Origin of the sequence: Paenibacillus agilis, assembly GCF_007786455.1 — a bacterium.
GTDB lineage: Bacteria > Bacillota > Bacilli > Paenibacillales > Paenibacillaceae > Paenibacillus_B > Paenibacillus_B agilis.
This window is the reverse complement of the sequence record NZ_VNJK01000004.1, coordinates 253,802-278,572: the sequence shown is the minus strand read 5'-3', so window position 1 is coordinate 278,572 and position 24,771 is coordinate 253,802. Positions and strand designations below refer to the sequence as shown.

Annotated in this window: 17 protein-coding genes and 1 other annotated feature; of the genes, 1 reads left to right on the top strand and 16 read right to left on the bottom strand. The window is 44.7% G+C overall.

Going from position 1 to position 24,771, the window contains the following annotated elements; translation table 11 throughout:
• Nucleotides 1-81: 81 nt before the first annotated feature.
• A complete protein-coding gene (locus tag FPZ44_RS22490; protein ID WP_144994154.1) occupies nt 82-1,449 on the bottom strand; it encodes an SPOR domain-containing protein in 1,368 nt (455 codons plus the stop codon).
• Nucleotides 1,450-1,671: 222 nt separating this feature from the next.
• Between FPZ44_RS22490 and FPZ44_RS22485 the strand changes: the two genes are divergently transcribed.
• Nucleotides 1,672-1,869, top strand: a complete 198-nt coding sequence (locus FPZ44_RS22485) for a hypothetical protein (RefSeq protein WP_144994152.1) — start codon at nt 1,672-1,674, stop codon at nt 1,867-1,869.
• 178 nt (nt 1,870-2,047) lie between these two features.
• Here the strand turns inward: FPZ44_RS22485 and FPZ44_RS22480 are convergent, their stop codons facing one another.
• From FPZ44_RS22480 to FPZ44_RS22410, 15 genes are all read right to left on the bottom strand, one after another.
• Complete coding sequence (locus FPZ44_RS22480; protein WP_144994150.1) at nt 2,048-2,911, bottom strand: serine/threonine protein kinase; 864 nt, start codon at nt 2,909-2,911, stop codon at nt 2,048-2,050.
• A gap of 85 nt (nt 2,912-2,996) precedes the next feature.
• The gene (gene murC, locus FPZ44_RS22475) at nt 2,997-4,325 is read right to left on the bottom strand and encodes a UDP-N-acetylmuramate--L-alanine ligase (RefSeq protein WP_261378489.1); all 1,329 of its coding nucleotides are present in this window, start codon (nt 4,323-4,325) and stop codon (nt 2,997-2,999) included.
• A 54-nt stretch (nt 4,326-4,379) separates the two neighbouring features.
• Entirely contained in the window at nt 4,380-5,756 is a 1,377-nt protein-coding gene (locus tag FPZ44_RS22470; RefSeq protein ID WP_144994148.1) for a bifunctional folylpolyglutamate synthase/dihydrofolate synthase, read from the bottom strand.
• A gap of 169 nt (nt 5,757-5,925) precedes the next feature.
• On the bottom strand, nt 5,926-8,592 hold the full coding sequence (locus FPZ44_RS22465) for a valine--tRNA ligase (RefSeq protein WP_144994146.1): 2,667 nt from the start codon (nt 8,590-8,592) through the stop codon (nt 5,926-5,928).
• Nucleotides 8,593-8,699: 107 nt separating this feature from the next.
• Nucleotides 8,700-9,047: a binding site (T-box leader), on the bottom strand.
• Between the two features lie 478 nt (nt 9,048-9,525).
• The gene (locus FPZ44_RS22460; RefSeq protein ID WP_144994144.1) at nt 9,526-10,968 is read right to left on the bottom strand and encodes a LysM peptidoglycan-binding domain-containing protein; all 1,443 of its coding nucleotides are present in this window, start codon (nt 10,966-10,968) and stop codon (nt 9,526-9,528) included.
• 145 nt (nt 10,969-11,113) lie between these two features.
• Nucleotides 11,114-12,001 carry an RluA family pseudouridine synthase gene (locus FPZ44_RS22455; protein ID WP_144994142.1) on the bottom strand — a complete coding sequence of 296 codons (888 nt, stop codon included), beginning with the start codon at nt 11,999-12,001 and terminating at the stop codon, nt 11,114-11,116.
• A gap of 11 nt (nt 12,002-12,012) precedes the next feature.
• Nucleotides 12,013-13,320: a glutamate-1-semialdehyde 2,1-aminomutase gene (gene hemL, locus FPZ44_RS22450; RefSeq protein ID WP_144994140.1), complete on the bottom strand. Its 1,308-nt coding sequence runs from the start codon at nt 13,318-13,320 to the stop codon at nt 12,013-12,015.
• 22 nt (nt 13,321-13,342) lie between these two features.
• On the bottom strand, nt 13,343-14,338 hold the full coding sequence (hemB, locus tag FPZ44_RS22445; RefSeq protein ID WP_144994139.1) for a porphobilinogen synthase: 996 nt from the start codon (nt 14,336-14,338) through the stop codon (nt 13,343-13,345).
• A 139-nt stretch (nt 14,339-14,477) separates the two neighbouring features.
• Complete coding sequence (cobA, locus tag FPZ44_RS22440; RefSeq protein ID WP_144994137.1) at nt 14,478-16,061, bottom strand: uroporphyrinogen-III C-methyltransferase; 1,584 nt, start codon at nt 16,059-16,061, stop codon at nt 14,478-14,480.
• Nucleotides 16,062-16,066: 5 nt separating this feature from the next.
• The gene (gene hemC / locus FPZ44_RS22435; protein ID WP_144994135.1) at nt 16,067-16,996 is read right to left on the bottom strand and encodes a hydroxymethylbilane synthase; all 930 of its coding nucleotides are present in this window, start codon (nt 16,994-16,996) and stop codon (nt 16,067-16,069) included.
• Nucleotides 16,993-17,670 carry a precorrin-2 dehydrogenase/sirohydrochlorin ferrochelatase family protein gene (locus FPZ44_RS22430; protein ID WP_144994133.1) on the bottom strand — a complete coding sequence of 226 codons (678 nt, stop codon included), beginning with the start codon at nt 17,668-17,670 and terminating at the stop codon, nt 16,993-16,995. Before FPZ44_RS22430 ends, hemC begins: the two co-directional genes overlap by 4 nt.
• A 3-nt stretch (nt 17,671-17,673) precedes the next feature.
• A complete protein-coding gene (locus FPZ44_RS22425) occupies nt 17,674-18,501 on the bottom strand; it encodes a cytochrome C assembly family protein (protein ID WP_144994131.1) in 828 nt (275 codons plus the stop codon).
• Between the two features lie 30 nt (nt 18,502-18,531).
• Nucleotides 18,532-19,935, bottom strand: a complete 1,404-nt coding sequence (gene hemA / locus FPZ44_RS22420) for a glutamyl-tRNA reductase (protein ID WP_144994129.1) — start codon at nt 19,933-19,935, stop codon at nt 18,532-18,534.
• 152 nt (nt 19,936-20,087) lie between these two features.
• Nucleotides 20,088-20,669 carry a hypothetical protein gene (locus FPZ44_RS22415; RefSeq protein WP_144994127.1) on the bottom strand — a complete coding sequence of 194 codons (582 nt, stop codon included), beginning with the start codon at nt 20,667-20,669 and terminating at the stop codon, nt 20,088-20,090.
• Nucleotides 20,670-21,060: 391 nt separating this feature from the next.
• Nucleotides 21,061-24,759: a DUF5704 domain-containing protein gene (locus FPZ44_RS22410; protein WP_261378488.1), complete on the bottom strand. Its 3,699-nt coding sequence runs from the start codon at nt 24,757-24,759 to the stop codon at nt 21,061-21,063.
• Between the last annotated feature and the right edge of the window lie 12 nt (nt 24,760-24,771).

The window sequence follows — 24,771 nt, the reverse complement described above, 5'->3', positions numbered from 1 at the left end:
AACGACTAGTCTTACCCATCTTATCCTGTCTTTCGAATCCGATCAACATTCTTTTAAGTTGCTCGGGCTTTCTATAGTATATCAGGCTTGAAGCTGCTTAAGCCACTCTTGTTCTAGCAAAGAATATCGAATAAGGGATTGTTGAATATTCCATAGCTGTGACGATGCAGCATACTTATTATATTCATTGACTGCACTAATCGCGGTGTTCATGGCTTGGACCATCTTGATCCACGTCTTTTCCGCTTCAACGTTCTGATCTTTTTGAATAAGCTCACCAGCTTGCGTCCACTTCAAGTGCTCGTTACGAAGCTTATCCATAGCAGCCTTGTCGAAAGAATTAACCTTTCCAGAAGATAGGCTCCCTGCTTGAAGAGCCGTTACAGACTGAGTCAACAACCAGTCTAATACAGCATCAGAAGACCGAATGAATTCCTCCATCTGTTTTCCATCACCTGTAAAAACAAGCTGTTTCGTCTCTGGGCGCTCCATGCTGCTCACGTACATTTGCAATTGCTTGTTCTTCATCGCATCGCTTAATAGCATAGCTTCCTCTCGTTTGCTCGCGACAGCTGCATAAACTCTATGCTGCCCTTCTCCACCAAGCTGCACATCCACTCCAGCCAAACCAAGCTCATTCAGCTCCGCCGCCGCAGCCTTTGCACCCTCTGCTTGTTTAAAGACTCCATATTGAAGTACATAAATGGACCGCGCAGGAATGTTGACCGACACTGTTGTGCCTCCGCTAGTCGATGCACCATCTTTAATCTCCGCAGGCAGCTTAGATGATCCAGCCGGATTATTCGAGTCAGGCGCATTAGCACTCTGCTGCTCAAGAGCACCCATAGCAGGAATGGCTGGATTCACTTCCGGCACACGCACTTCTCCTGTAAATAAAGACAATGCAATAAAACCAAATGTTGCCCCTGTTGCAATCGCCCCCGCAATGGATGCAATTAGTTTCCAAGCAGAAGCGCGAGCACGTTGAGGAGTATGACAATGATCGCTAGATAGTACATCCTCTTGATCGTCTGAGTTGGACAACAATTGGTTATGCTCACCCTGATCAGATGCATGTCCAGAAGTTGAGAGAGCCGAAGACCATACCCAATCTCCTTCTGTCGTAGAAGAGTGACTTGCAGGATCAGGGAGAGATGGTTCAAGCTGAATATCTATAACTTTCTTATCTTGACCACTATCTCGAATAATACGTTCCAACTGTTCAATCTCTCTATCTTCCTCTTTATCATTATCCTTTTCCACCACGACTGACACATGTAAAGGAATTATCTCTTCTTCCGGAAGAGATACCCATTCACTCCATTCCACCCCTGGTTGCGAATCTTTGCTGTCTAAAGACGATATCTCTTTATCCGTAACAGGTTGCCCACTAGAATGATCATTAGATTGCTCCTTAAAACGGAATGTCATCTTACTCGACCGTTCCATCTCTCCACCATCCTTCTTCAAGTCATTGTTACTTCAAGATATATGATAGATTGATATGAAATAGAACGATTCGCACGACAATCTAGTAAAAGTAGATAGAGTTAGAGACAACGTAACAAGGTTCGTATAAAATGAAGAAACGGACTGTTCTTCATGACGTAGTATTACATAAAGATAAACGTAAAGATTAACGATCCTACCAACTTAGAGGAGGTACTTATTATGGTTAAACAATTGATCAAACGATTTCTTTACTCCTTAATGGGCAAGAAATCGTCTCATCGCGTGTATCACAGCAGCAGCTCTCACTACAAAAAGCGTAAGCATTACGCCCCAACTCACACTCATAAATCTCACAAGTATGGCCATAAGCGATATAAGGGCAGTTCTAGAAGCTTCAGCAGCTATTTCTCCAGTTAACAAGCAGAACAGACTGAATAAGTTGTGAGCCAGTAAGGAAGCTGGGCTTATTTTCAAAACTCAATTTCATTTATGAGTAAGCGTTCAGCTTCTCGTATAGAAAACACCGCTAGAATGGTTTCTGGCGGTGTTTTCACATCATCCTATATATAATATGCGTATAATAACTAGAAAGTTGCTACAAAGATGATTTAATAGCGGTAATCGATTGCTCTATTTGTATCATGTACGCCATGTCATCAAAAGCATCGGATGCTTTCAGCAGCATATGTACTAGAGCCATTGTATCTGGATGCATGTCCAACTCCTCTGTCCAGCATCGCTCCTCTTGGTCTTCGTCAGCCTCGTATGTGGAGTAGAGTAAAAACAAGAGAAAATGCCCAAGCGCATACCAATCACTACTAGGATGTATACGTCTCATTCTTTGTTTAAAGTCATCGCCCTCGTGACTATGCTCATGACCCAACAACGGCGAGGTATGACGTGCATTTTCCTGGCAGGCGGCTTTTTCGCCTTGTTCGCTATATTGACGAGAAAGACCAAAGTCTATTAAATATACTCGCTCCTCCTGTAACAATACATTCGGAATACGAACATCCATATGAATCAAGCCTGCTCGATGAACTTCTACAATAAGCGCAGCTATACGCTTAATGACTGCCAGCGCCTCCAATTCAGAGAAGGAGGACTGCCCATCACCTAGCAGTTGTTCCACATTCGAGCCTTCTATAAAGTCCATGACGAGAAAGCTTCTCCCTTTCTCTTCCCATGTATGAATACATCTTGGAATATTAGCATGTTGAATCAGATTCAAATGTTTTGCCTCTTTCTTCAACAACTTCGCACCAAGCTTCCCTTTACTAGGTTTATGCTGTTTAAGGAGGTAGACCTTATTTGTTTCTAGATCCTTTGCTTTATAAGTAATGCCGTAACTCCCCATACCAATACAATGCTCAATTCGATAACGACCGCCTGCAACATAACCATCATGCAGAGGATAATCTCTCCATAGTTCAATCCTATTGCGCAACCATTGCAGCATGTTACACCTCTACAAATCATTGATGAATCAAAAAACTGCGCCACTTTCTCGTAAGAAAATGACGCAGCTATCGACTTTATAAGGACTACTTACCTTGTTTAATATATTCCGTAAATTGAACAGCTACTCGCCAAATATCCCCTGCACCCATCGTTAATACGATGTCACCAGGCTTAACAGATTGTTGCAAATGCTGGACCACTTCTTCCTTCGTAGGAATGTAGTGAACATTGGAATTCGATAGTTCACGGATACGCTCCGTCAGTTTCGAAGAGTTAACTCCTTCGATCTGCTTCTCGCCAGCTGGAGAATAAATATCCGTGATGATAACTTCATCAGCTCCACCAAAAGCGCGGCTGAACTGATCAAACAAGAAATATGTTCGAGAATAACGTTGTGGCTGGAATACAGCAACAATACGCTTACCTGAAGCTTTAGCAGCTAACAGTGTCGCTTCAATTTCTGTCGGGTGATGAGCATAGTCATCAACAACCGTAATATCATTCACTTGACCGATTATTTGATAACGGCGCTTCGCCCCAGTAAATTCAGTAATCGCAGCAGCAGCCTCTTCAAATGGCACGCCAGCCTGCATACATACAACGAGAGTAGCCATAGCATTCAACACATTATGTTGACCTGGTACAGACAATTCCACTCGACCTAGCACATTATCTCCACGTTTCACCGTAAAGAACATTTGACGATCATCTGCTTCAATATCAACTGCTTGATAATCTGCACCTTGCTCGATTCCATAAGTAACAATATTAGAACGAATTGCAGGTATCATTTCTTTAACGATAGGATCATCTGAACACAATACAGCAGCTCCAGCTTCCTCTACCTGGCTCAAAAATTGAACATACGCTTGCTTCAAGCGCTCAAAATCCCCGCCATAGTTCTCTAAGTGATCTGCTTCAATATTGGTTACAACTGCGATATTCGGGTAATAAGCTAAGAACGTACCGTCACTTTCATCTGCCTCAGCAACGACGTAATCACTTTCACCTGCTTTTGCATTTGTGCCCAAGTTCGTTACTTCCCCACCAATGATGAAGGTGGGATCAACCCCGCAGCGCTCCAACACTAATGCGATCATGGAAGAAGTTGTCGTCTTGCCGTGAGCACCTGCAACAGCAATACCTTTTTTGGCATTCAACAAACGCGCCAACATTTCCGAGCGGTGTAAAACAGGAATATTGCGTTCTTTAGCTGCTACACGTTCAACATTATCTTTTGGACAAGCCGTAGAGTAAACGACCGTATCTGCCTCTTGTACATAACGCTCGTCATGGCCGATATGAATCGTAGCTCCCTTTTTCTCCAACTTATCTGTAAGTTCTTGCTTGGCAACATCCGATCCGGTGACCGTGTATCCCATTTCCAGCATCACTCGAGCGATGGCACTCATGCCGTAGCCCCCGATGCCGATAAAATGGATATGCTCCATTGTCTTCAAACACACTCACCAGCCTTTTTCAGATTCTTTGTTATATAGAATGTACGATCGTACATCTGAGATCAAATATAAAGTGCCTGTAACAACAGCCAAATCATCCTGTGCCGTCATTCCTTTCAGACGGTCCAGGGCTTTATGCCAATCCGGCTCAACAATAATTTCAGGCTTGTTGCTTTCCTGCTTCAGCATCTCTTGAGCCAAATCTGCCAACGCCTCTGCGTCCTGCTTCTTACGGAAGTTAGGCTCAGTCACAATTAACGTAGTCGCTAAAGGTAGTATATGACGCAGTACATCACGATGATGCTTAGTAGAAAGCATTCCCATCATAATATGACACTTCTCGTATCGGTATGTGTCCCGCAGTGCTTGTGCGAGCGTCTCAGCTCCTTCTGGATTATGCGCCCCATCCAGCAAAATGCGAGGCTCCAGACTAACCATTTCAAGACGTCCTGGCCAAGCAGCACGATTTAAGCCCTCAAGCAAAGGCTCATGATCGATAATAAAAGCCATATATTGACGAAGCACCTCAATGACCATAAGCGCAACAGAAGCATTTTTCAATTGATGCGCGCCGTTCATCGTAATGGATACATGCTCCAAGTTACGGAACGGGCCCGTAAATGCGAACGTCTGCTCATTCTCAATCGAACGTACAGACGAGTATTTAAATTGCTCATTCATCACATAAAGTGCACTGCGGCGCTCCACCGCGGTTTGACGAATGATAGCCAGTGCTTCTGGCTGCTCAACTGCTGTTATTACAGGTACACCCGGTTTAATAATACCTGCTTTCTCACTAGCGATCTTCTCCAACGAATCTCCGAGAATATCCATGTGATCGTGCCCAACGTTTGTAATAACCGAAACTATCGGAGTAACGATATTCGTCACATCCAAACGCCCACCAAGTCCAGTCTCCCATACAACTACGTCTGGGTAAGCCACTGTAGCATAATATAGGATAGCAACCGCTGTGGACACTTCGAACATAGTCGGTGACCCTAGCGGTGTTTCAGCCATTTCTTCCACGATAGGTCGCAATTGATTGACAATGGACACTAGCGTCTCATCTGGGATATCTTCATTGTTATATTTGAAACGGTTCGTAAATTTCTCAATATAAGGAGATGTGAAAGTCCCCACATCGTAACCAGCATTAATCAATACACTTGTCAGCAACGCACAGGTAGAACCTTTCCCGTTAGTTCCTGCCACATGAATGAACTTCAGTCTTCGTTGCGGCTGACCTAGCTGTTCCATCATGGATTCAATACGTTCAAGTCCTGGGCGAATCCCAACTGGGATCAAAGAATTAATCCAATCTACGGCTTGTTCCACTCGTTCAAATGGTGTAAACACTTCAGCTTCACTTGTTGCAGACATTATTCCCATCCCTTATTCATATGTCATGTGGCAGCCGAGTCCTATTTGCAATAGAACTCGGCCGGTTATCGATTATATCGGAACGCTTAAGCCGGACTTGAATACTTGGAGTAAATTTTTGGATTAACCCTATATTCATCCCTAACCATTCGTGCCACTTGTGTTGTACTTATACTTCTTGCAGTTCTTGAATACGAGCTATAACTTTGTCACGCTTCTCGCGATAGTCTTCCATTTTAGCGCGTTCTTCTTCCACAACGTTTGCAGGAGCTTTAGCCATAAATCCTTGGTTTGCAAGCTTCTTCTCCACACGCTCAACTTCTTTGTTTAGATGCTCGCGCTCTTTATTAAGACGCGCAATCTCCTGTTCGATATCAATGAGACCCGCAAGCGGCAAGTACATCTCCACTCCCGTAACAATTGCACTCATTGATTTATCTGGTGCATTACAATCCAATTTAACCGTTAGGTTGGAAGTTCCACAGAAACGCTCTACATATTCAAGGTTGCGCTTAATGCTGTTATAGGTGCGCTCATCCGCAGGCTTAACAACAAGCTCTACTTTTTTGCTCATTGGCACGTTTACTTCTGCACGGATATTGCGCACCGCACGAATCATATCCATCAACAGAGCCATCTCTTGAACAGCCTCTGGTGCTTCAAGTGCACTGTCGTACTTCGGCCATGCAGCAAGCGTTACTGTCTCGCCTTCATGCGGAAGGTGCTGCCATATTTCTTCTGAAATATAAGGCATAAACGGATGAATCATGCGCATCGTACGATCGAGTACATAAGCAAGCACGGACTGTGTCGTCTTCTTCTGAACTGCATCTTGACCATATAGGCTAATTTTCGCAAATTCAATGTACCAATCGCACAGATCGTCCCAGATGAAGTTGTAGAGCAAGCGTCCTGTTTCACCGAACTCGTATGCATCAATTAGACGAGTAATCTCGCGAGAAGTCTCGTTCATACGATGTAGAATCCAGCGATCTGCTGTTCCAAGATCACCGCTAATATCAATATCATCATACGTAAAGCCTTCTAGATTCATAAGTGCAAAGCGTGAAGCATTCCAAATCTTATTTGCAAAGTTACGAGCTTGCTCTACGCGTTCCCAACGGAAGCGTAGATCTTGACCAGGCGTGCTGCTCGTAGAAATCATATAACGCATTGCGTCAGCGCCATAACGCTCAATAACTTCAAGCGGGTCTACACCGTTGCCAAGTGACTTGGACATTTTACGTCCTTCAGAATCACGTACCAGTCCGTGAATAAGCACATCTTTAAATGGCGTCTGGTCGGTAAATTCAAGCGCTGTAAAGATCATTCGCGCTACCCAGAAGTAAATGATATCGTAACCTGTTACAAGAACATTCGTAGGATAGTAACGTTTGAAGTCCTCGCTGTTCACATCAGGCCAGCCCAATGTAGAGAATGGCCACAACGCGGAGCTGAACCATGTATCCAACACGTCCTCATCCTGCTTCAATTTCGTGCTGCTGCACTTTTCACATGCATGAACTTCTTCACGAGCAACATGCATATGATTGCACTCTTCACAGAACCATGCTGGAATACGATGTCCCCACCACAATTGACGGGAAATACACCAGTCACGTACATTCTCAATCCAATGCAAATAAATTTTCTCGAAGCGATCCGGTACGAAGTTGATACCTTTGCCAGACTTTTGCGCTTCAATCGCACGCTCTGCCAATGGCTTCATCTTAACGAACCATTGTGTGGACAAGTAAGGCTCTACAACAGCACCGCTGCGCTCACTGTGGCCAACTTGATGCACATGCTCTTCAATGCGAATAAGCACGCCTTGCTCTTGTAGATCTTTTACAATTTGCTTACGGCAGTCAAAACGATCCAAGCTCTCGTAAGGACCTGCTTGATCATTCATCACTCCGGACTCATCCATTACGATGATTTGCGGTAAGTCATGACGCAGACCGATCTCAAAGTCATTAGGATCATGAGCTGGCGTAATCTTAACCGCACCGCTTCCGAATTCCTTATCTACATAGTCATCAGCTACGATTGGGATTTCACGGTTTACGATCGGAAGCATAATCATTTTACCGATCATATCTTTGTAGCGCTCATCCTTAGGATGTACCGCTACCGCCGTATCACCTAGCATTGTCTCAGGTCGAGTTGTTGCTACTGTAATAGAACCACTTCCGTCCGCAAGTGGATATTTCAAATGATACAAGTTGCCTTGTACTTCTTTATATTCAACCTCGATATCCGACAACGCTGTACGCGCAGCTGGATCCCAGTTAATAATATATTTACCGCGGTAAATAAGACCTTTCTCATACAGCTTAACAAACACTTCACGCACAGCATCAGACAAACCTTCATCCAATGTGAAACGCTCACGGGAGTAGTCTAAAGACAAACCCATTTTCTTCCATTGATTACGAATGTTATCCGCATAAAGATGTTTCCAATCCCAGACTTTCTCTAGGAACTTCTCACGACCAAGATCATAACGAGATAATCCTTCTTCACGCAATTGCTGTTCTACTTTTGTCTGCGTTGCGATACCAGCATGGTCAGAACCCGGCAGCCACAATGCATCATACCCCTGCATACGCTTCGTACGAATCAAAATATCCTGCAGCGTAAAGTCAAGCCCATGACCGATGTGAAGCATACCGGTAACGTTTGGCGGTGGAATTACGATTGTATAAGGCTCTGCATCAGGCAGACGGCCTGCTTGGAAGTAGCCACCCTTCATCCAGTAGTCATACCATTTCTGCTCTGCTGCCTTCGGGTCATACGTTGTAGGCATAGATAGCTGTTCGTTTGCTTCAGACATACATAATCCCTCCAAATATGTGATATTGCATCGATTACTATTAAAATGAATCTGACGTTTTCCAATTAACGTGCGAAACGGCAAGACACAAAAAAAACCCTTCGCCTAAAAAGGACGAAAGGTTAACTTCCGTGGTACCACCTTCATTCCGCATAAATACATGCATCGATCTCATACTTTACAAAAGCTCTCCCTAAACCAAGGGCAGTCAGCATGACTAGATCGTGCTTATGCGGCACTTCATTCGCACATAACGGCTGCTACCGTTCTATTCTAGCGCAACTTCGATTGCTACATCATCGGTAAAGCATGCATGATCGTAGCCGTATAACCATTGCGTTCAAACAGACAACTCCCGGGCGACTTCAACGTTAGGTTCCTTGCAGTTCTCCCACCGTAATTCACTGCTCTCTGAAAGGCTTCTGTCGTTTACTATTCCCGCTCAATGTTTTATTTCGCTTATGTTAATGGATCGTTAGAATGTATCAAACATTTACCCTTTATTTTACTTCGACACGATAAGCGAGTCAATAGTTGTACCATAATCGATTAACTATAGTCATATCCTGTTTTTACTCTTTCATAACATGTACTATACGGGTTGTTCAAAAGCTCCCTTTTTGGACACTCATTTTAAGGGGGTACTCAGTATGTTGAATATGGAGCGTTGGTGGTGTAAAGTTCGCTACTCCGTAAGGAGCTGCTTATTTCCACTCATTTGTTTACAATTTGTACGAACACTAATTCTTCCTACAGGACTAGATGTATTTTTGCTTTTTAGTTTGTTTCTCATTTATGTTGGCTTTCTGCTCGATGTTTATTAAAACACAAAAAAACCTCCAATCACTGACAAAGTGGATGGAGGTTCTTTTATATTCAATATTGAGCAGAATATAATCATTGCCCATTCTTTCATAAGTCCAGGTATAGCAATTAGGATGGAATATAAATGACTTGGCCCTCAGTTACTGTAGCTTCCGGGAGTCGATTGTAAAGCGCGATCTCTCTGGCATTCATTTGATATCGCTGTGCGATCGAATCCAAGGTTTCCTGCCGTTGTACAATACATAATCGAACTTTGCGGAAACTGGATTCATCAGGAAGTTGATTCAGGAACAACGACTGCCAGTGTACATCATCCGATGCTTTCTGAGCAAGTTGGGCAGCCTCTTCCCTAGCTTGTCGCTCTTCCACCTCGCGCTCTTTATCACGAGCTTGCTTGCTCGAATGCAGCAGCTTACTGAAGCCTAATCCTTGCGATACTTCCCCATTCGAACTCGGACTGCTGCTGCCAATAGCCACTTTCATCTCTTTTTTCTCGGAATGAAGCTGTTCTTCTGCTTCAACCTGATCTCGCTCTTCGAATTCATTGTCCAATTGCGGGCTCATATGTAACTCCGGCTGCTCACTACCGCTGGACACAATCAAGTCTTCAAGTGCTGCTTGCTCCGCTTCCTGCTCTCTCGCAGCTTCCTCAGCATATGCTGCATCAGTGCTGACATTGTTAGCCTCATGTTGGCTCGCTGCATGGGCCTGAGCTGCAGTAGAGGCATTCCCCCACGGAGACTGATCCCATGTCCATGTAGATTCTGTCCCAGTTACAGGGTGAAGTTCAGATGGCTGTTCTCGCTGCTGCACAGCAGAAGCATCCGCTTGAATGCCATCTCCCTGTCCTGACCATGCCCAGTTAGTCGCCGCTTGATTATGGCTGCTATCACCAATCCACTGCGACGGATACTGCACATGATTCTCTACTGGTACAGCTGATTCTGCATAAGGCAAAGGTGCTGAAGTTGCTGAATCTTGCTCGTAGGAATCGTAGGATGAGATTGCAGCAGTTCCTCCATCGTAATTATATGAAGAAATGTCTGAGGTGAGATTGTTATCCTGCTGCGACTGCTGAGTAGGTTGGCCATAATCACGCAACCACTCTGGCTCATCGCTAGCTTTCCTCGTTGATTCATATTCAACTGTAAATTGTTCCTGCTGCCATGCGGGAACTTCTTGGTTGTCTAGATAGATACCTTTAAGTGAAAGAACTCCTGTAATGTTCAATGATCGAGTTGAGAGCAAATCCACGTCGAAATGTTCGATATCTACATGAATTTCCTCCAAGCTGCGAACACGACTGAGTGGGAGCGTAATTTCTACAGGAATCCAATGCTCCAACGATTGATTGTGTTCACCCTCGGTTATACCAACATAAGCTCCGGATAGCAGCAAGCTTCCTCTTACGGTAACCTGCTCGCCAGACGGAATAATTTGAATATGCGGAGTCAACTCCACCTCTTCGAGCTGATCAATACCAACTACCTCATCTGATAAGTGTACGCGTTCGTAAATATCAAACCTCAAACCATACGTTTCATCATACACAGTCTGCTCCTCCTTCCGCGGTTGATCCTGTCGTCCGTTCCATGTCCTGTTATGCCGCATCTGCTGCATGAGACGCTTGGCACGCACGAACAGGTCAGACTCCGTTCCCTACTTTTATCATATGGGCGGAATGGGAAGAGCATGACTATATTTTTTGACACAACTGCGCCATGTCCGATGGCATAGGAGCTTGAACTTGAATGAAGTCACCACCAAATGGATGATTGAAGCTAAGAAGTTCACCATGCAGCGCTTGACGCCTAATATGCTGCACGGCACCTCCATATAAAACATCACCTGCTAGAGAATGTCCGATGTGACTCATATGGACGCGAATTTGATGAGTCCGCCCCGTTTCCAGCTTACAACGAACAAGACTCAACGAATCTGTACGACGAACCACGTCATAATGAGTAACAGCATGATCACCATTGTCCGTTACTCTACGTCTACCGCGATGATGACGGTCTTTCCCGATTGGAGCATCTATAGTCCCCTGCAAGGAAATCATCATTCCTTGCACAACTGCTACATACTGCCTATCTATCGCTTTATGCCGCATCGATTCGTCCAAGATCGCATGAGAAAGCGCAGTTTTGGCGTATAGGACCGGTCCCGATGTATCGGTATCTAATCGATGGATATGCCTGATCCTTGCTTCAACACCTGTCCACGCATAGTGACACGCCACTGCATGCGCTAGTGTTTGCCTAGCAGCATGCTGCTCTGGTGTCGTCGGATGAACGGCCATGCCCGCTGGCTTATAAGCGACTAAACAAGCATCATCCTCATATAAAATTTCCGCTGGCTCATCAGCTGGTTCATAGTCGCATTGTTCATCAGCGAACACCCGCATGCGCAAACGGTCACCAGCTACTTTCAAACCTTCTGCCTGTCTCCAAGCTGATAATAAATGTTGAGGCACACCCAAGGTGTGCCTCAACCAGTCTTCTAATTGTTGTTCTTGACGGATCAACGAACGACCAGGTGTCATTTCCAGCCATTCACCACGTTTTGCCCAATACTGCTGCATCAAATTCTTCCTTATCGAACGATTGCTTTCAAGGCATCATATTGCGCCTCAATCGTGTAATCTATATCTTCATCCGTATGCACAGCCGACACGAACATCCCCTCGAATTGAGAAGGAGCTACACTTATACCTCTGTCGAGCAACGCGCCGAAATAGCGATTAAACATATTCAAATCAGATTGCTTCGCTGTGTCATAGTTGATTACCGGTTGATCCGTAAAGAAAGGACACACCATAGAACCAACACGATTAATCACGATTGGCAAGCCGAGTTCTTTAGCATTGCGCTCTAGCCCAGCTTGCAAGCGAGCAGACTTCGTCTCTAGCTGATCATATACGTCTGGCGTCAACAGAGATAGCGTCGTATAGCCCGCCGCCATAGCAAGTGGGTTACCGCTCAAAGTACCCGCTTGATAAATCGGACCAACTGGCGCAACTTGCTCCATTAGATCTCTACGACCGCCATACGCACCAACAGGAAGTCCACCGCCAATGACTTTACCAAAACAAGTCAAATCTGGCGATATGCCAAAACGCCCTTGAGCACATTGATAATGAACGCGGAAGCCTGTCATCACTTCATCAAAAATAAGCAAGCTGCCGTACTTCGTCGTAATTTCGCGCAAGCCTTCCAAGAAACCTGGCTGTGGTGGCACTACACCCATATTGCCTGCGATAGGTTCTACGATGATGCAAGCAATCTCTTCTCCGAACTTTTCAAAAGCAAGATTAACAGATTCCATATCGTTATACGGCACTGTAATGGTATTCGCTGCAATGCTTTCTGGAACACCAGGACTGTCTGGCAATCCCAATGTAGCCACACCCGAACCTGCCTTGATTAGCAAGCTGTCAGCATGCCCATGATAGGAGCCTTCAAACTTTACGATTTTGCTGCGCTTCGTTACGCCGCGTGCCAATCGAATGGCACTCATTGTCGCTTCTGTTCCGGAGTTGACCATACGAACGATATCTACAGATGGAACTCGCTCGCATACCGTTTTCGCCATTAGAAGCTCTAGCTCAGTCGGTGCTCCGAAGCTCGTTCCTTTTGCAGCTGTACGTTGAATTGCCTCGATAACCTCTGGATGCGCATGACCAAGAATAAGAGGTCCCCATGAACCTACATAATCAATAAAGGAATTGCCATCAATATCAAATACTCGGGATCCTTCTCCGCGCTCCATCACCATCGGAGTCAGCCCAACTGACTTGAATGCACGAACAGGGCTGTTTACGCCGCCCGGAATATATTGTTTCGACTGTTCAAATACTGCTCGTGATTGTTCGTCACGACGCGGCTGTACTGTAACTGTCATACGATCCACTCCCGTCGTCTAATTATTTCAACCAGCTTGCCATATCTTTAGCAAAATACGTAATAATGAGATCCGCTCCAGCACGCTTCATGCCAAGCAGCATTTCCGATACTACAGCACGCTCATCGATCCAGCCTTGCATCGCCGCAGCCTTCACCATCGAGTATTCGCCACTAACGTTGTAAGCAACAACTGGCAAGTCGTACTGTTCTTTCAATGTACGAATAATATCCATGTAAGCAAGCGCTGGCTTCACCATCAGCATGTCAGCACCTTCAGCCACATCTGCCTCTGCCTCACGCAAAGCTTCGCGCGCGTTAGCCGGGTCCATCTGATATGTCTTGCGGTCTCCGAACTGTGGAGTTGAATGAACAGCATCACGAAATGGACCGTAGAAAGCAGATGCATATTTCACCGAATAAGACATAATTGGCACATCCGTGTAACCTGCTTCATCCAAGCCTTGACGAATAGCCGTTACGAAGCCATCCATCATGTTAGAAGGAGCAATAATGTCCGCCCCAGCTTCAGCTTGAGCTACAGCCGTTTTTGCTAGCAAAGCCAAAGAAGCATCATTATCTACTTCCCCAACCGATTGGCCGTTTACTTCATGAACATGCACCATGCCGCAATGACCATGATCGGTAAACTGACACAGACATGTGTCCGCGATAACAACAAGCTCAGGATGTCTCGCTTTCAAGCGACGAATCGCTTGTTGGACGATACCATTGCTATCATATCCAGAACTGCCGACTTCATCTTTCTCGCTTGGCACACCAAATACGATGACAGACTTCAAACCAAGCTCAACGATCGCATCTGCTTCTTCATCCAGCTTGTCCAATGAAAAATGATATACCCCTGGCATTGATCCAATTGGGTTCTTAATTCCTTCACCATGCGTTACAAATATCGGCATGATGAAATCATCAACAGTCAAAACCGTTTCACGAACAAGACTACGAATGCCTGCCGTCTTGCGCAGACGACGAAGGCGTACTGTAGGATAAGCCATTATGTTTTCCTCCTCTAGACTAGCTGTTGCGTATTTAAACTTTGCCCTATCATATCGCCTTCTACGGCGACAGCTTCCGGCTCATTAAAATGAAACTCTTTACTTACGCATAGGCCAGTATTATAAAAAAATAATAGCGCTATGACTTCACAGCAGTTGTTATATCGCAACGATCATTCACGAGTGAAACAATCGTATCAAACATCTCTTCCATCGTAGAGGACTGCGCTACCGCATCTACACGAATGCCAGCATCACGTGCTCTTTCTGCAGTCACATTTCCTATACATACAATACGAGCACGGTTAACGAGATTAACGGGATCTTCAGCGCCCAGTTGCTTCAGCAGCTGAAGTAAGTTCGTTACTGTCGAAGCGCTTGTAAAAGGTACGATTTGTATACCGCCTTCTTCAAACATCTCTAATATATGAGCATCCTCATATTGAGGCAAAATAGTCTGGTAGGTTGTTAGTTCATCGGTATGAACACCAGCTTCACGCAGCTGCTCTGCTAACCATGTTCTAGCTAAGTCACCGCGCGCAAGCAGAACCTTATCCCCTTTTTGAATAAGGGGGCTTATGATATCCCACACACCTTCTTGGCAAAACTGCTCTGCAACCAAATCAGGTACGATACCGAAGTCAGACATCGCTTCTGCCGTTTTTGGCCCTACTGCCACGATACGCATATGCGCTAAACGACGAATATCGGTACGGGTGCGTTTCATATGCTCCATCCAGAAACGAACCCCATTTTCACTTGTAAGCACTAACCATTGATATTCGCTCAAACGCATCATAGTTTGCTCAATCAGCTGGTTATCTTCTTCCGTAGTAGGCATCACAGTTTGAATGACAGGAAGCTCATAAGGCTCCCCTCCTGCCTCTTCAATCATGCGCACGAAGGATTGGGATTGCTCACGAGTACGAGTAACGAGAATACGCTGTCCAAATAGGGGAAGCTGCTCGACCCACGCCATTTGTTCACGCACACGTACGACATCTCCCACTACAATAATAGCCGGTGAAGTAAAGCCTGTACGCGCTACTTCCTCAACAACGGTTGCTAAAGTAGCAACGATGGTTGCTTGCTCAGCGCGAGTTCCCCAACGAATTAATGCAACTGGTGTATCGGCAGAACGTCCGCAGCGCATAAGCTGCTCAGCAATCGTGCTAATGTTGGCTACACCCATCAGAAACAATAGCGTGTCAGCTGCAGCGGAGAGCTTTTCCCACTCTACACGAGCCTCCAACTTATCCGGGGTCTCATGGCCTGTTATGACACAAAATGAAGATGCCCAGTCACGATGGGTAACTGGAATGCCTGCATAGGCAGGTACGGCTACAGCCGAAGTAACACCTGGAACCACTTCATAAGGTATATCATTTGCTTTCAACAGAGCCGCCTCTTCAGCGGCACGACCGAATACACACGGATCTCCGCCTTTAAGTCGACACACGTTAAGCCCTTCTTGCGCCAATGTTACAAGTAGTTGGTTAATTTCTGGCTGCTTCATCGCATGGCGATCAGGCAGTTTACCTACATAGATACGACGTGCATCCTGCTTACTCATCTGCAGCAGTCGTGGACTAGCTAAACGATCATATACGATAACATCCGCTTCTTGTAGGCAACGCATTCCTTTTACCGTAATTAATCCTGCATCACCAGGACCTGCACCCACTAAGTATACTTTCCCGCTACGTTTCCCGTGCTCTCCCACAGTGATCAACCTTTCCAACGTGCCAGTATTGGTTCAGCTCCTTGTTCCAATAAACGCTCAGCAACAGCAACACCCAACGTCTCGGCATCTGTTCCTGTCAAAGTTTCGCTCAACATCAATTCTCCGTCTGGTGTTCCAACGAGTCCAACCAACGTAAGCATCCCTGCATCATCTTGAGTCGCGTAAGCTCCAATAGGAACTTGGCATCCGCCATTCAACCTGCCAAGAAATGCTCTTTCCGCGCGTACTGTAATTGACGTATCCTCACAATGATAACTGCGCAATAGTTGCAGCAAGTCTTCATCTTCACTTCGGCACTCAATAGCAAGCGCTCCTTGTCCAACTGCAGGAATACAGACATCCGTCGGCAAATAGGCCGTAATTTTGGATTGCCATTCCATCCGATGTAACCCGGCTGCCGCCAACACGATCGCATCGAAACCTTCACTCTCCAACTTCTTGAGTCGAGTGTCAATATTGCCTCGCAAAGAAGCAATGTTCAAATCAGGGCGGTTCGCTTGCAGTTGGCAAGAACGACGTAAACTGCTCGTCCCCACCTTCGCCCCTTTTGGTAAGTCAGCTAAGCTTGTACCCTCTTTCATAATAAGACAATCTCTCGGATCCTCCCGTTTCGGCACCGCACCGATACAAAGTCCCTCCGGCAATGCATACGGCATATCTTTCATACTATGTACAGCCATATCTATATGATCATCTAATAGTGCCTGCTCAATCTCCTTAACGAACAAGCCTTTACCGCCAACTTTGGATAACGTAACGTCGAGAATTTGGTCTCCTTTAGTAACGATTTTATGTGTCTCAAACGTGTAAGGAAGCCCTTCTTCACGGCAAATGTTTTCCAATGCTGCAATGACGTGTCCTGTCTGTGTAAGTGCCAATGCGCTTTGTCTTGTGCCTACTCTAATTACTCTCATGTCGTTTTTTCCTCCTCGCATGCCGTTAGCAGCGGAAATGTCTCATGAAACCAAATATCCCATTCTGGAAAAGGCTGCTGCTGCTCCCAAGCTTCCCAACATACATCTCCAAAGCGTCTTAAAAGCTCATGACGTAAGGTATCGTTAGCAATGGTGCGCTGTGCTGCAAGCCTTGATTCAAGCAAGCGCTCAGCAAGAATGCCAAGACGATCATCAATAATGCGGTCGACTTTGTCGACAATATGCCTTGTTAAAGTGGGACTCGCTCCACCTGTGGATACATTTATCTGAATAGGACCATATCTTAGAACACCAGGGTTCGTGAAATCGGATAGATGAGGAGCGTGAGCTACGTTAACGAAGGTGCGCACTACTCGGGCATCCTCTGCAATTTGCAAATTCACATCTTCATCATCTGTCGCTGCAAATACGAGCGTTGCATCCTGCAAGTCCGTCCGCTCATAATCGCGCAGCTGCACGCATATAGTCCCTTCTTGCAACAAACGCCGAAGTGCTGGCGTCAGCGTAGGGCTGACAACCATAACTTCGGCGCCGCTATCCAGCAACTGCTTCACCTTACGCGTCGCAACAATGCCGCCTCCAATGACGACACTACGTTTATCTTTCATGTTTAACATAATGGCATATTGCGAGTATTCAAGCTGCTGGCCCATCTGTCACACTCCCATCCAGCGATGAAATCCTGACAAGCTATTCAATGCGTAATTCAACAGCATCGTACCGTAACAAATAAGATTCAACCAAGCAATGTGCAGCCCAGTCATTTTGCCTCTGTGTCGCTTATAGAAATAAAAGCTATACAATCCGAGTGAGAATATCGTAAACCAAACTTTAATATCAAGCAGAAGCTCATGCCGCTCTCCTAACATAACAGACACTACTGCTACGGAAAGAGATAATAGAAACAAAGGCACACCGATAACAGAAGCGGTTAACGAAGAACGCTGCATTCGCTCCAAGCTCGGCAATCGACGAACGGCTGCCGACCATTTACGAGACTTGAGTCGATGATGGAGGAAGATGTACATCCCAGCGTAAATACCGCTTACTGTAAGAGCTGCAAATCCGCATGCCGCCAAAAAGATATGCAGTGATAGAATGTTGCCCATCATTTCCCACTCCAATAAAGCAGTAGAAGATGTGGGGTCATTCAGCATGTTAACAATAAGCAAAGCAAAGCCAATTAAATTAACGAAGAAGACGATAAATTCAATATGAAAAAATCGACTTATAACTAATGAAGCGGTAACGAGTATCCACGAAAATAAAAACATGAATTCAAAGGTTGTAAATATCGGTACATCTCGATGGTTAATCATTCGAATTATAAGAAATACCGTTTGCATCACCCAAACAAATATAAGAAGCCCTGTGCCCATCCGCTTCGCTCTCCGATTAATATCAACGAAATCAGAGAAATAAAACAGAAGGCTCAGGGCATATGTGTAAATGATCGCATCGTAAATCCAATTACTTGTAATCATTGCAGCCTGTCGCCCCCCGTCTTCCGTCGCTTACCATGTGACGGCTGCCCATGACAATCCGGACGTAACACGCTCAGGATCATCTGCCGATTCACGCTGATCCGTACGATTGTGATTCAATGACTTAGCTGATGAAGAAGTGTTAGATTCCTTATCCGAGTCAGGCATATTGTCTTCGAGTGCAAACAATTGAGTAAACAATTGCAATGCTTCCTCACTTTTCTTCTGAGCGGCCAGCTCTTTGATCTGAAGAATCGGATCATGCATCATCTGATTAAGCATGCTCTTCGTGAGACGACGAATGATCTTGGCTTCACGTTCAGACAATTCAGGCAACTTATTGAACATGCTGTCCAATGTCTCCTGATGAATCTTCTCTGCCTTGAATTGCAGTGAACGAATCAGTGGAGTAACACCAAGCATCTTCTGCCACTGATGGTATTCATCCATCTCTGCCACAATAAGTGATTCTATCTTCTCGCCTTCACGCTTGCGTATCGCCATATTGCTCTGGACGATACCCTCCAAGTCATCGATGTCATACAAGAATACGTTCGGCAAGTCACCAATAGCAGGATCAAGGTCCCTAGGTACAGCTATATCGATTAAGAACAATGGTCTTGAGCGACGCTGCTTAAGCACTTTTTCAACATCAGAAGCGTTCAAAACATATCCTTCAGCTCCTGTTGAACTGATGACGACATCAGCCTCCAACATGAAGCGCTCCATATCTTGAAGTGTACCAGCAGTGCCATTAAATTGCCCTGCTAGTTCTTCCGCCCGCTCTCTCGTTCGATTAGCAACCATAACGCGAGCAGCGCCGTTGCTGTGTAGATGCTTCGCCGTGAGCTCGCTCATTTCTCCTGCTCCGACAATTAGTACATTTTTCCCTTTGAAGGAGCCATATATACGCTTGCCAAGCTCTACCGCCGCATAGCTAACCGATACAACATTGTCGTTTATATTTGTCTCAGACTGGACGCGTTTAGCGAATGTAACCGCCTGCTTGAACAAATAGTTGAAGCAAGTTCCTGTTGTACCTTGCTCTTGCGCGAACAAGAATGCATGCTTAACTTGACCAAGGATTTGAGTTTCTCCTACGATCATCGAATCAAGACCTGACGTCACGCGGAACAAGTGTTCCACAGCCTGATCATCTTCATATATATATAAATAAGGCGTAAATTGCTGTCTACGTAAACCGAACCACTGCTCCATAAAGCTGCGGATGAAATGTCCGCACATATGAAGTCGATCCACAACAACATACATCTCCATACGGTTGCACGTGGATACAACTACACATTCCAGAACACTCTTCGTATATCTGAGCTGTTGAACAGCCTCTTGTAATTGCGACTCCGGTATCGCGAATTTCTCTCGAATTTCGACAGGCGCCGTTCGGTAGTTCATGCCGACGACAACAAGATGCATGGGGTATTCACCTGCTTTACACGTATTTAGAACATAGTTGAAATAATAATGATTATAACATAGTTCCTTCCTAACTATAGGGCTAAATATGAAGAATGTTTGAAAATGATTCCATTGTTTACGTTTCCACGACAATCTTTGCACTATACCTGCTATTCATGTCCTTTATCTGGTTGCTGTTTCGACATTTCTGTGTCTGATTCAGATGCTTCCAACAGTATTTGTGACGCTAATGTTTCTAATTCCTCTGCTTTAGAGGACAGCACCTTCCCTTGCTCTGTCATAAATTGACCATAACGCTCCACAAATATAGGCATTGCTGCAGCTGCGTCAGCAATTTGTTTGCGCTCTTGCTCCTTTAATTGACGATCCCCATTAATTTGAACGACCGTGATCAAATCCACCATTTTTTCAAAGACAGCCAGTTCTGGCACACGGTCCTCTCCAACGGCTTGGCGTAACCGTTCATGCACATACTGTGCCGCGTACGCATTCGTCTTCCACTCGTTCCAACCTGCAGCTGTCAAGGAGGCTTGTGCTTCTCTCATAGCCCCCTCCAGCATTTGTACATTTAAGTAAGCAGCTTCATACAGCAGTCTCTCAACTGCCACAGATTTGTCATTCTCATGCAGTAAATTGTAAATTTGATAAGATGGCCATACGATTAGCATAAACAATAATACAACAACGATTAACGGTGAACGTCGTCCTCTGCCACGGCTTCGAACTCTCACGCCATCATCTCCTTATATGCATATATCAATGTACACGGAATAACGCATGTACACGTTCCTATATATGCACATTCTGCTATTGTATGCAGCTTACTCAAGAGTGACAGCTCATGGTCGGTTTCAAGCATATTTGAAGCATGAAAGTTTAATTGTTGACAAGAAAAAGAGACTGCTGAGAGCAGCGGTTCATGCCCTCAATCCAACAGTCTCACAGCAGCTTTTATACGTCTAGACATACTTTCACTCAACTACTTGAATCATTTGCATCTGCCTTTACACTTCATCAACAACACAGACTAGGTGTATAACTGGACATCTGTTCACGTTTAAAATCATGAATTCACAAAGCCTGCCCTACAAGTCCTGTCCTGTATCATATTTCACCCAGATATTAATGAGTACCCCCAACGCGATAATCATCGCGCGATGATTGTGCAGCATCGTAGAACATTATATCGCCATCCTTCAGCTGGAAGGTGGCGCCATACGGATCAGTAACACTGTGAACGAAGCCCTCACGCCGCCATTGATTAGTTAACGGAGCATTTATGTACTGCAGATGCGGATCATTTATACGTCCTGCACGAATAGTCTCAATATTGAAGTTCACGACAATATAGCCATCCTTTAAAAAGAATGAAGCATCTTCCCTAAATGAAAATTGACGATGCAGTGGGAAGCCTTTCTGCACGATGTATACTTTTGATGGAATGCCGAACTCGCCATACCATTGTTGTTCAGCAGCATAAGCCCGATATGCATTAACGCCATTCGGTATTTGTGTCGGTCCGCGGAATAAACGAAGCTCACCTGGCATCTTCATATGACTGAATCCACCCGTCTTGGTTGGGCGATCGACTTGCCTTAGCCATTGCTGCATAAACAATTGCTCACTTTGCGAGAGCTGATGACGATACAGCTGATAAAAAGTACGCCCCGTCTGCTCGATTTGCAGTGGATGGAGGTTACGAAGCCTTGCATTCAATGTAATTTCTCGCTCAATCGTATCGAATGACGAACCTATCCTTACAAAGTTCCGATCTGGTGCGTGGTAATACAAATCCACATCTTGACGATGCTTGCCATCACGACTAACGAATTCGAATGTCGGGGTAATTCGAATGAAATCGTTTGGCTCGAACATATTGCCCTTTGTCTTTAGATCAAACTTAAAATGATAGCCTGGCTTGACGGTTACATTTTTGAAGCCATCATTCGGGTGACTTCCACGCCTGATCGGGAGCGTGTAACGCGTTTCATTCCCTCTTAGGTTTCCATCGATATCATGCGTTCCCACCCAATAATAGCGGCCTGTATGCTCCTTGCTCTTTTTTTGCTGACGGAAAGCAAGCTCCCAGTTCATATCAACAATATCAGTGATACGGAAGTCATACACACGGCCAATAACTTCAACAGGTACCGTATCTGTCGCAACATAGTTGATTAGATCAAAGTTGGCATCCTCCTGAGTAAGCGCGTCTGAAGGAGCATTTTCAGCAAATGACCTGAAATGAATCGTATAGTCACCCTCATCTACCCATACCGGCAAATAGAAGATTGTCTCTGGATCCCTTACCGGAATACTAATCCAAGTATCTTTAGGATAAAAAGCGGACCTATCCGCACTGTATACATCAAACTCAAACTTAACTTGTTTTTCTTTTATGTACTTGGCATAATCCCTATTGCCATAACCTAATATATTGCGGTGTTGTCCTGTAGTTGGAATATGTATGGCAAATGGTCGATCTAGAATAAATGCTCGTCTGCTAAAATTAGGCCTCGTCTTTTGATTGTGTGCAGCATCATCAGTTGCGTTGGAATAGTTAACTGTAGGTGTGTGAACCGTAACCGGGTTAAGACCATGAACGGGATACGTTTTGTTGGCACCACCTTTAATATTGTTAGGGATTAGATCATAAAAGATAGCCCCTGTACTAGGTGTATTTACCTTGTTCAAAAGCGTGTTTCGAATCATATAGTTCTTACCATACAGAACATCGCGTTGAATTGTAGTTGGAGATGGAATAATACCAGGCGTTGGAGCCGTTCTGTCAACCCAACTATTGCTCATAATTGTATTTCCGTTAAAAACAACATGATCATTTTTTACTTTGTTCTCTCCTACATGTGATTCTGCTGTGGATGTAAATAAGGATCGTTCTGTTGGAACAGACGGCTCAGAATCTCCACCAGGAACCGTTGCTGTTCCCAAGTCTTGCCCTTTACAGGCAAATGGCTGCACGTGTTCATTGACACGTTCGCTATGGTCAGAGGTTAACATAGGCGCTGAGTATGCATTCGGATTCAGTGTAACGGACTCATTAGGGAGCGCATAATTGTTAATAGTTGTTCTAGCTAATTTATAGACTTCTAAGTTGTCAATTTGCCAATAAGAATAATTTCGTTTAACCGTGATGTTTTCTGTTACAGGAACTTCACGTTGTCTAGGAATCGGGGCTACAGGCGGTGTTGTTTTCGTACCTGGTCTACCTGGAATCGTCCAAGTTAGGATGTACTTTTTCTTTACTGGAACGGTATAAGTCACCTCACCCGTCATATTAGCCCATTTGTTTTGGAACAAGTAGTTTAATCCAAAAACGTTTACATACAACGATTCGGATGTCGGTATTCCATCCAGCACATTGAACTTTTCAGAATCTCTATCATCTGCCTTGACCATTCCCGTTGCAATGGGGTCCATGACAGTGTGAGCTGTTACATTGCCTTTACTAGGAGTTTCAATACTTATCGTACAAACACCGGAGCTACCATTATCTCCACCAGGGTTACCTGGGTCTGGATTACCAGGGTCTGGATTGGTGCAAGTGGCACCTGTCCCTACTTGTATCGTTGCATCGGCTGATTCATCCAAAGATTGACCCGCATCTTTGAAATGAGCGGTAATGGTGGCCTGCCCCGTAGAAGCAACGGCTGTAACCAAACCGGAGGAATTTACTTTTACAATACTTTCATCGGAGCTCTTCCAAGTTAACTTATCATGTCGCTGTAAGTCATATGTACTGCCATCTACTTTTGTTAGTTTGGCTGTTAGTTGTGTTGTACCAGTAGGAGCAACACACTTAGCTCCTGTTATTTCTAATCCGGAAGTACCATCGGCAAAGGTTGCTCGAAGGATTTTGTCTTGATACATGTAGGTGAAAGAGTTAAAATCCACAAAAAACTTAGAAAAATACCACACCTGTTTAGCACCAGCAGCGGACCAATATTGTTTGTAAGTGTCATTGTTAAAAGTTTGTTTGAAATAAATTGTTATATTTGAAATGTCATTAACTCTAGCCACTCTCCCAGCAACAGTACTTTCATCAGTATACCCTCCTTTACCTCCATGGAGATCTGGAATATGGGTTTTAGAATCCTCAACAGTATTAACAGCTTTTATATCCCCCTTAGAAACACCACCGTCTCGAATCCATAAATCCTCAAGATCCTTATTTCCACTATTAAATATTTTGAATCCGGTTGAACGCGGAATGTTTGCTTCTAAATAGGGATCGGTACAACCTGGATATTGGGGCAGATTGTTACCTTGATAACTTTGCCCAGTCTCAGGATTTCTGCTCTCCGTTGGCACGTTACTATCACAACCTATGCTGTCGGGCTTTGAAACGGCCCCTCCTCCAGCCCTCCAATGTTTACCATACCAGTTTGCAGCAGACGTTATTGACCATCTATCCCAATAATAAATACCTCCATAGTTTGTATTATCTTTAGATATCACCCCAAACTGTTTACCCCTTAACGTTCCTGTTAACTCCCACTTTGTTTTCCCAGGCGAAAATCCTTTAACAGAGCGGGAAGGTTCTGTACTGAATTTATCAATCCATTCAAGCCTTTTGATAACCTTTCCTTTAGGTGCCTCAATCGATATCCCTTTAATTTGAAGTTCAGATTTATCAGAAAACAATAATCCCCCATACTCATAATCGTCAGGATCTTTAACTACCATGTACTCTATGTCTTTAATTTCATCGGCAGCATACACTGTTCGAATTACTGTACTATCAGGATAATATTGTAATATCATAAATACTAGAATACTTATAGATATAATGATTTTCTTTTTCACTCTTTCACTTCC

Coding starts and splice junctions, on each gene's coding strand:
- FPZ44_RS22490 (WP_144994154.1), bottom strand. CDS start 1,449: ATGGAACGGTCGAGTAAGATGACATTCCGTTTTAAGGAGCAATCTAAT.
- FPZ44_RS22485 (WP_144994152.1), top strand. CDS start 1,672: ATGGTTAAACAATTGATCAAACGATTTCTTTACTCCTTAATGGGCAAG.
- FPZ44_RS22480 (WP_144994150.1), bottom strand. CDS start 2,911: ATGCTGCAATGGTTGCGCAATAGGATTGAACTATGGAGAGATTATCCT.
- murC (WP_261378489.1), bottom strand. CDS start 4,325: ATGAGTGCCATCGCTCGAGTGATGCTGGAAATGGGATACACGGTCACC.
- FPZ44_RS22470 (WP_144994148.1), bottom strand. CDS start 5,756: ATGTCTGCAACAAGTGAAGCTGAAGTGTTTACACCATTTGAACGAGTG.
- FPZ44_RS22465 (WP_144994146.1), bottom strand. CDS start 8,592: ATGTCTGAAGCAAACGAACAGCTATCTATGCCTACAACGTATGACCCG.
- FPZ44_RS22455 (WP_144994142.1), bottom strand. CDS start 12,001: ATGCAGCAGTATTGGGCAAAACGTGGTGAATGGCTGGAAATGACACCT.
- hemL (WP_144994140.1), bottom strand. CDS start 13,320: ATGACAGTTACAGTACAGCCGCGTCGTGACGAACAATCACGAGCAGTA.
- hemB (WP_144994139.1), bottom strand. CDS start 14,338: ATGGCTTATCCTACAGTACGCCTTCGTCGTCTGCGCAAGACGGCAGGC.
- hemC (WP_144994135.1), bottom strand. CDS start 16,996: ATGAGAGTAATTAGAGTAGGCACAAGACAAAGCGCATTGGCACTTACA.
- FPZ44_RS22430 (WP_144994133.1), bottom strand. CDS start 17,670: ATGGGCCAGCAGCTTGAATACTCGCAATATGCCATTATGTTAAACATG.
- FPZ44_RS22425 (WP_144994131.1), bottom strand. CDS start 18,501: ATGATTACAAGTAATTGGATTTACGATGCGATCATTTACACATATGCC.
- hemA (WP_144994129.1), bottom strand. CDS start 19,935: ATGCATCTTGTTGTCGTCGGCATGAACTACCGAACGGCGCCTGTCGAA.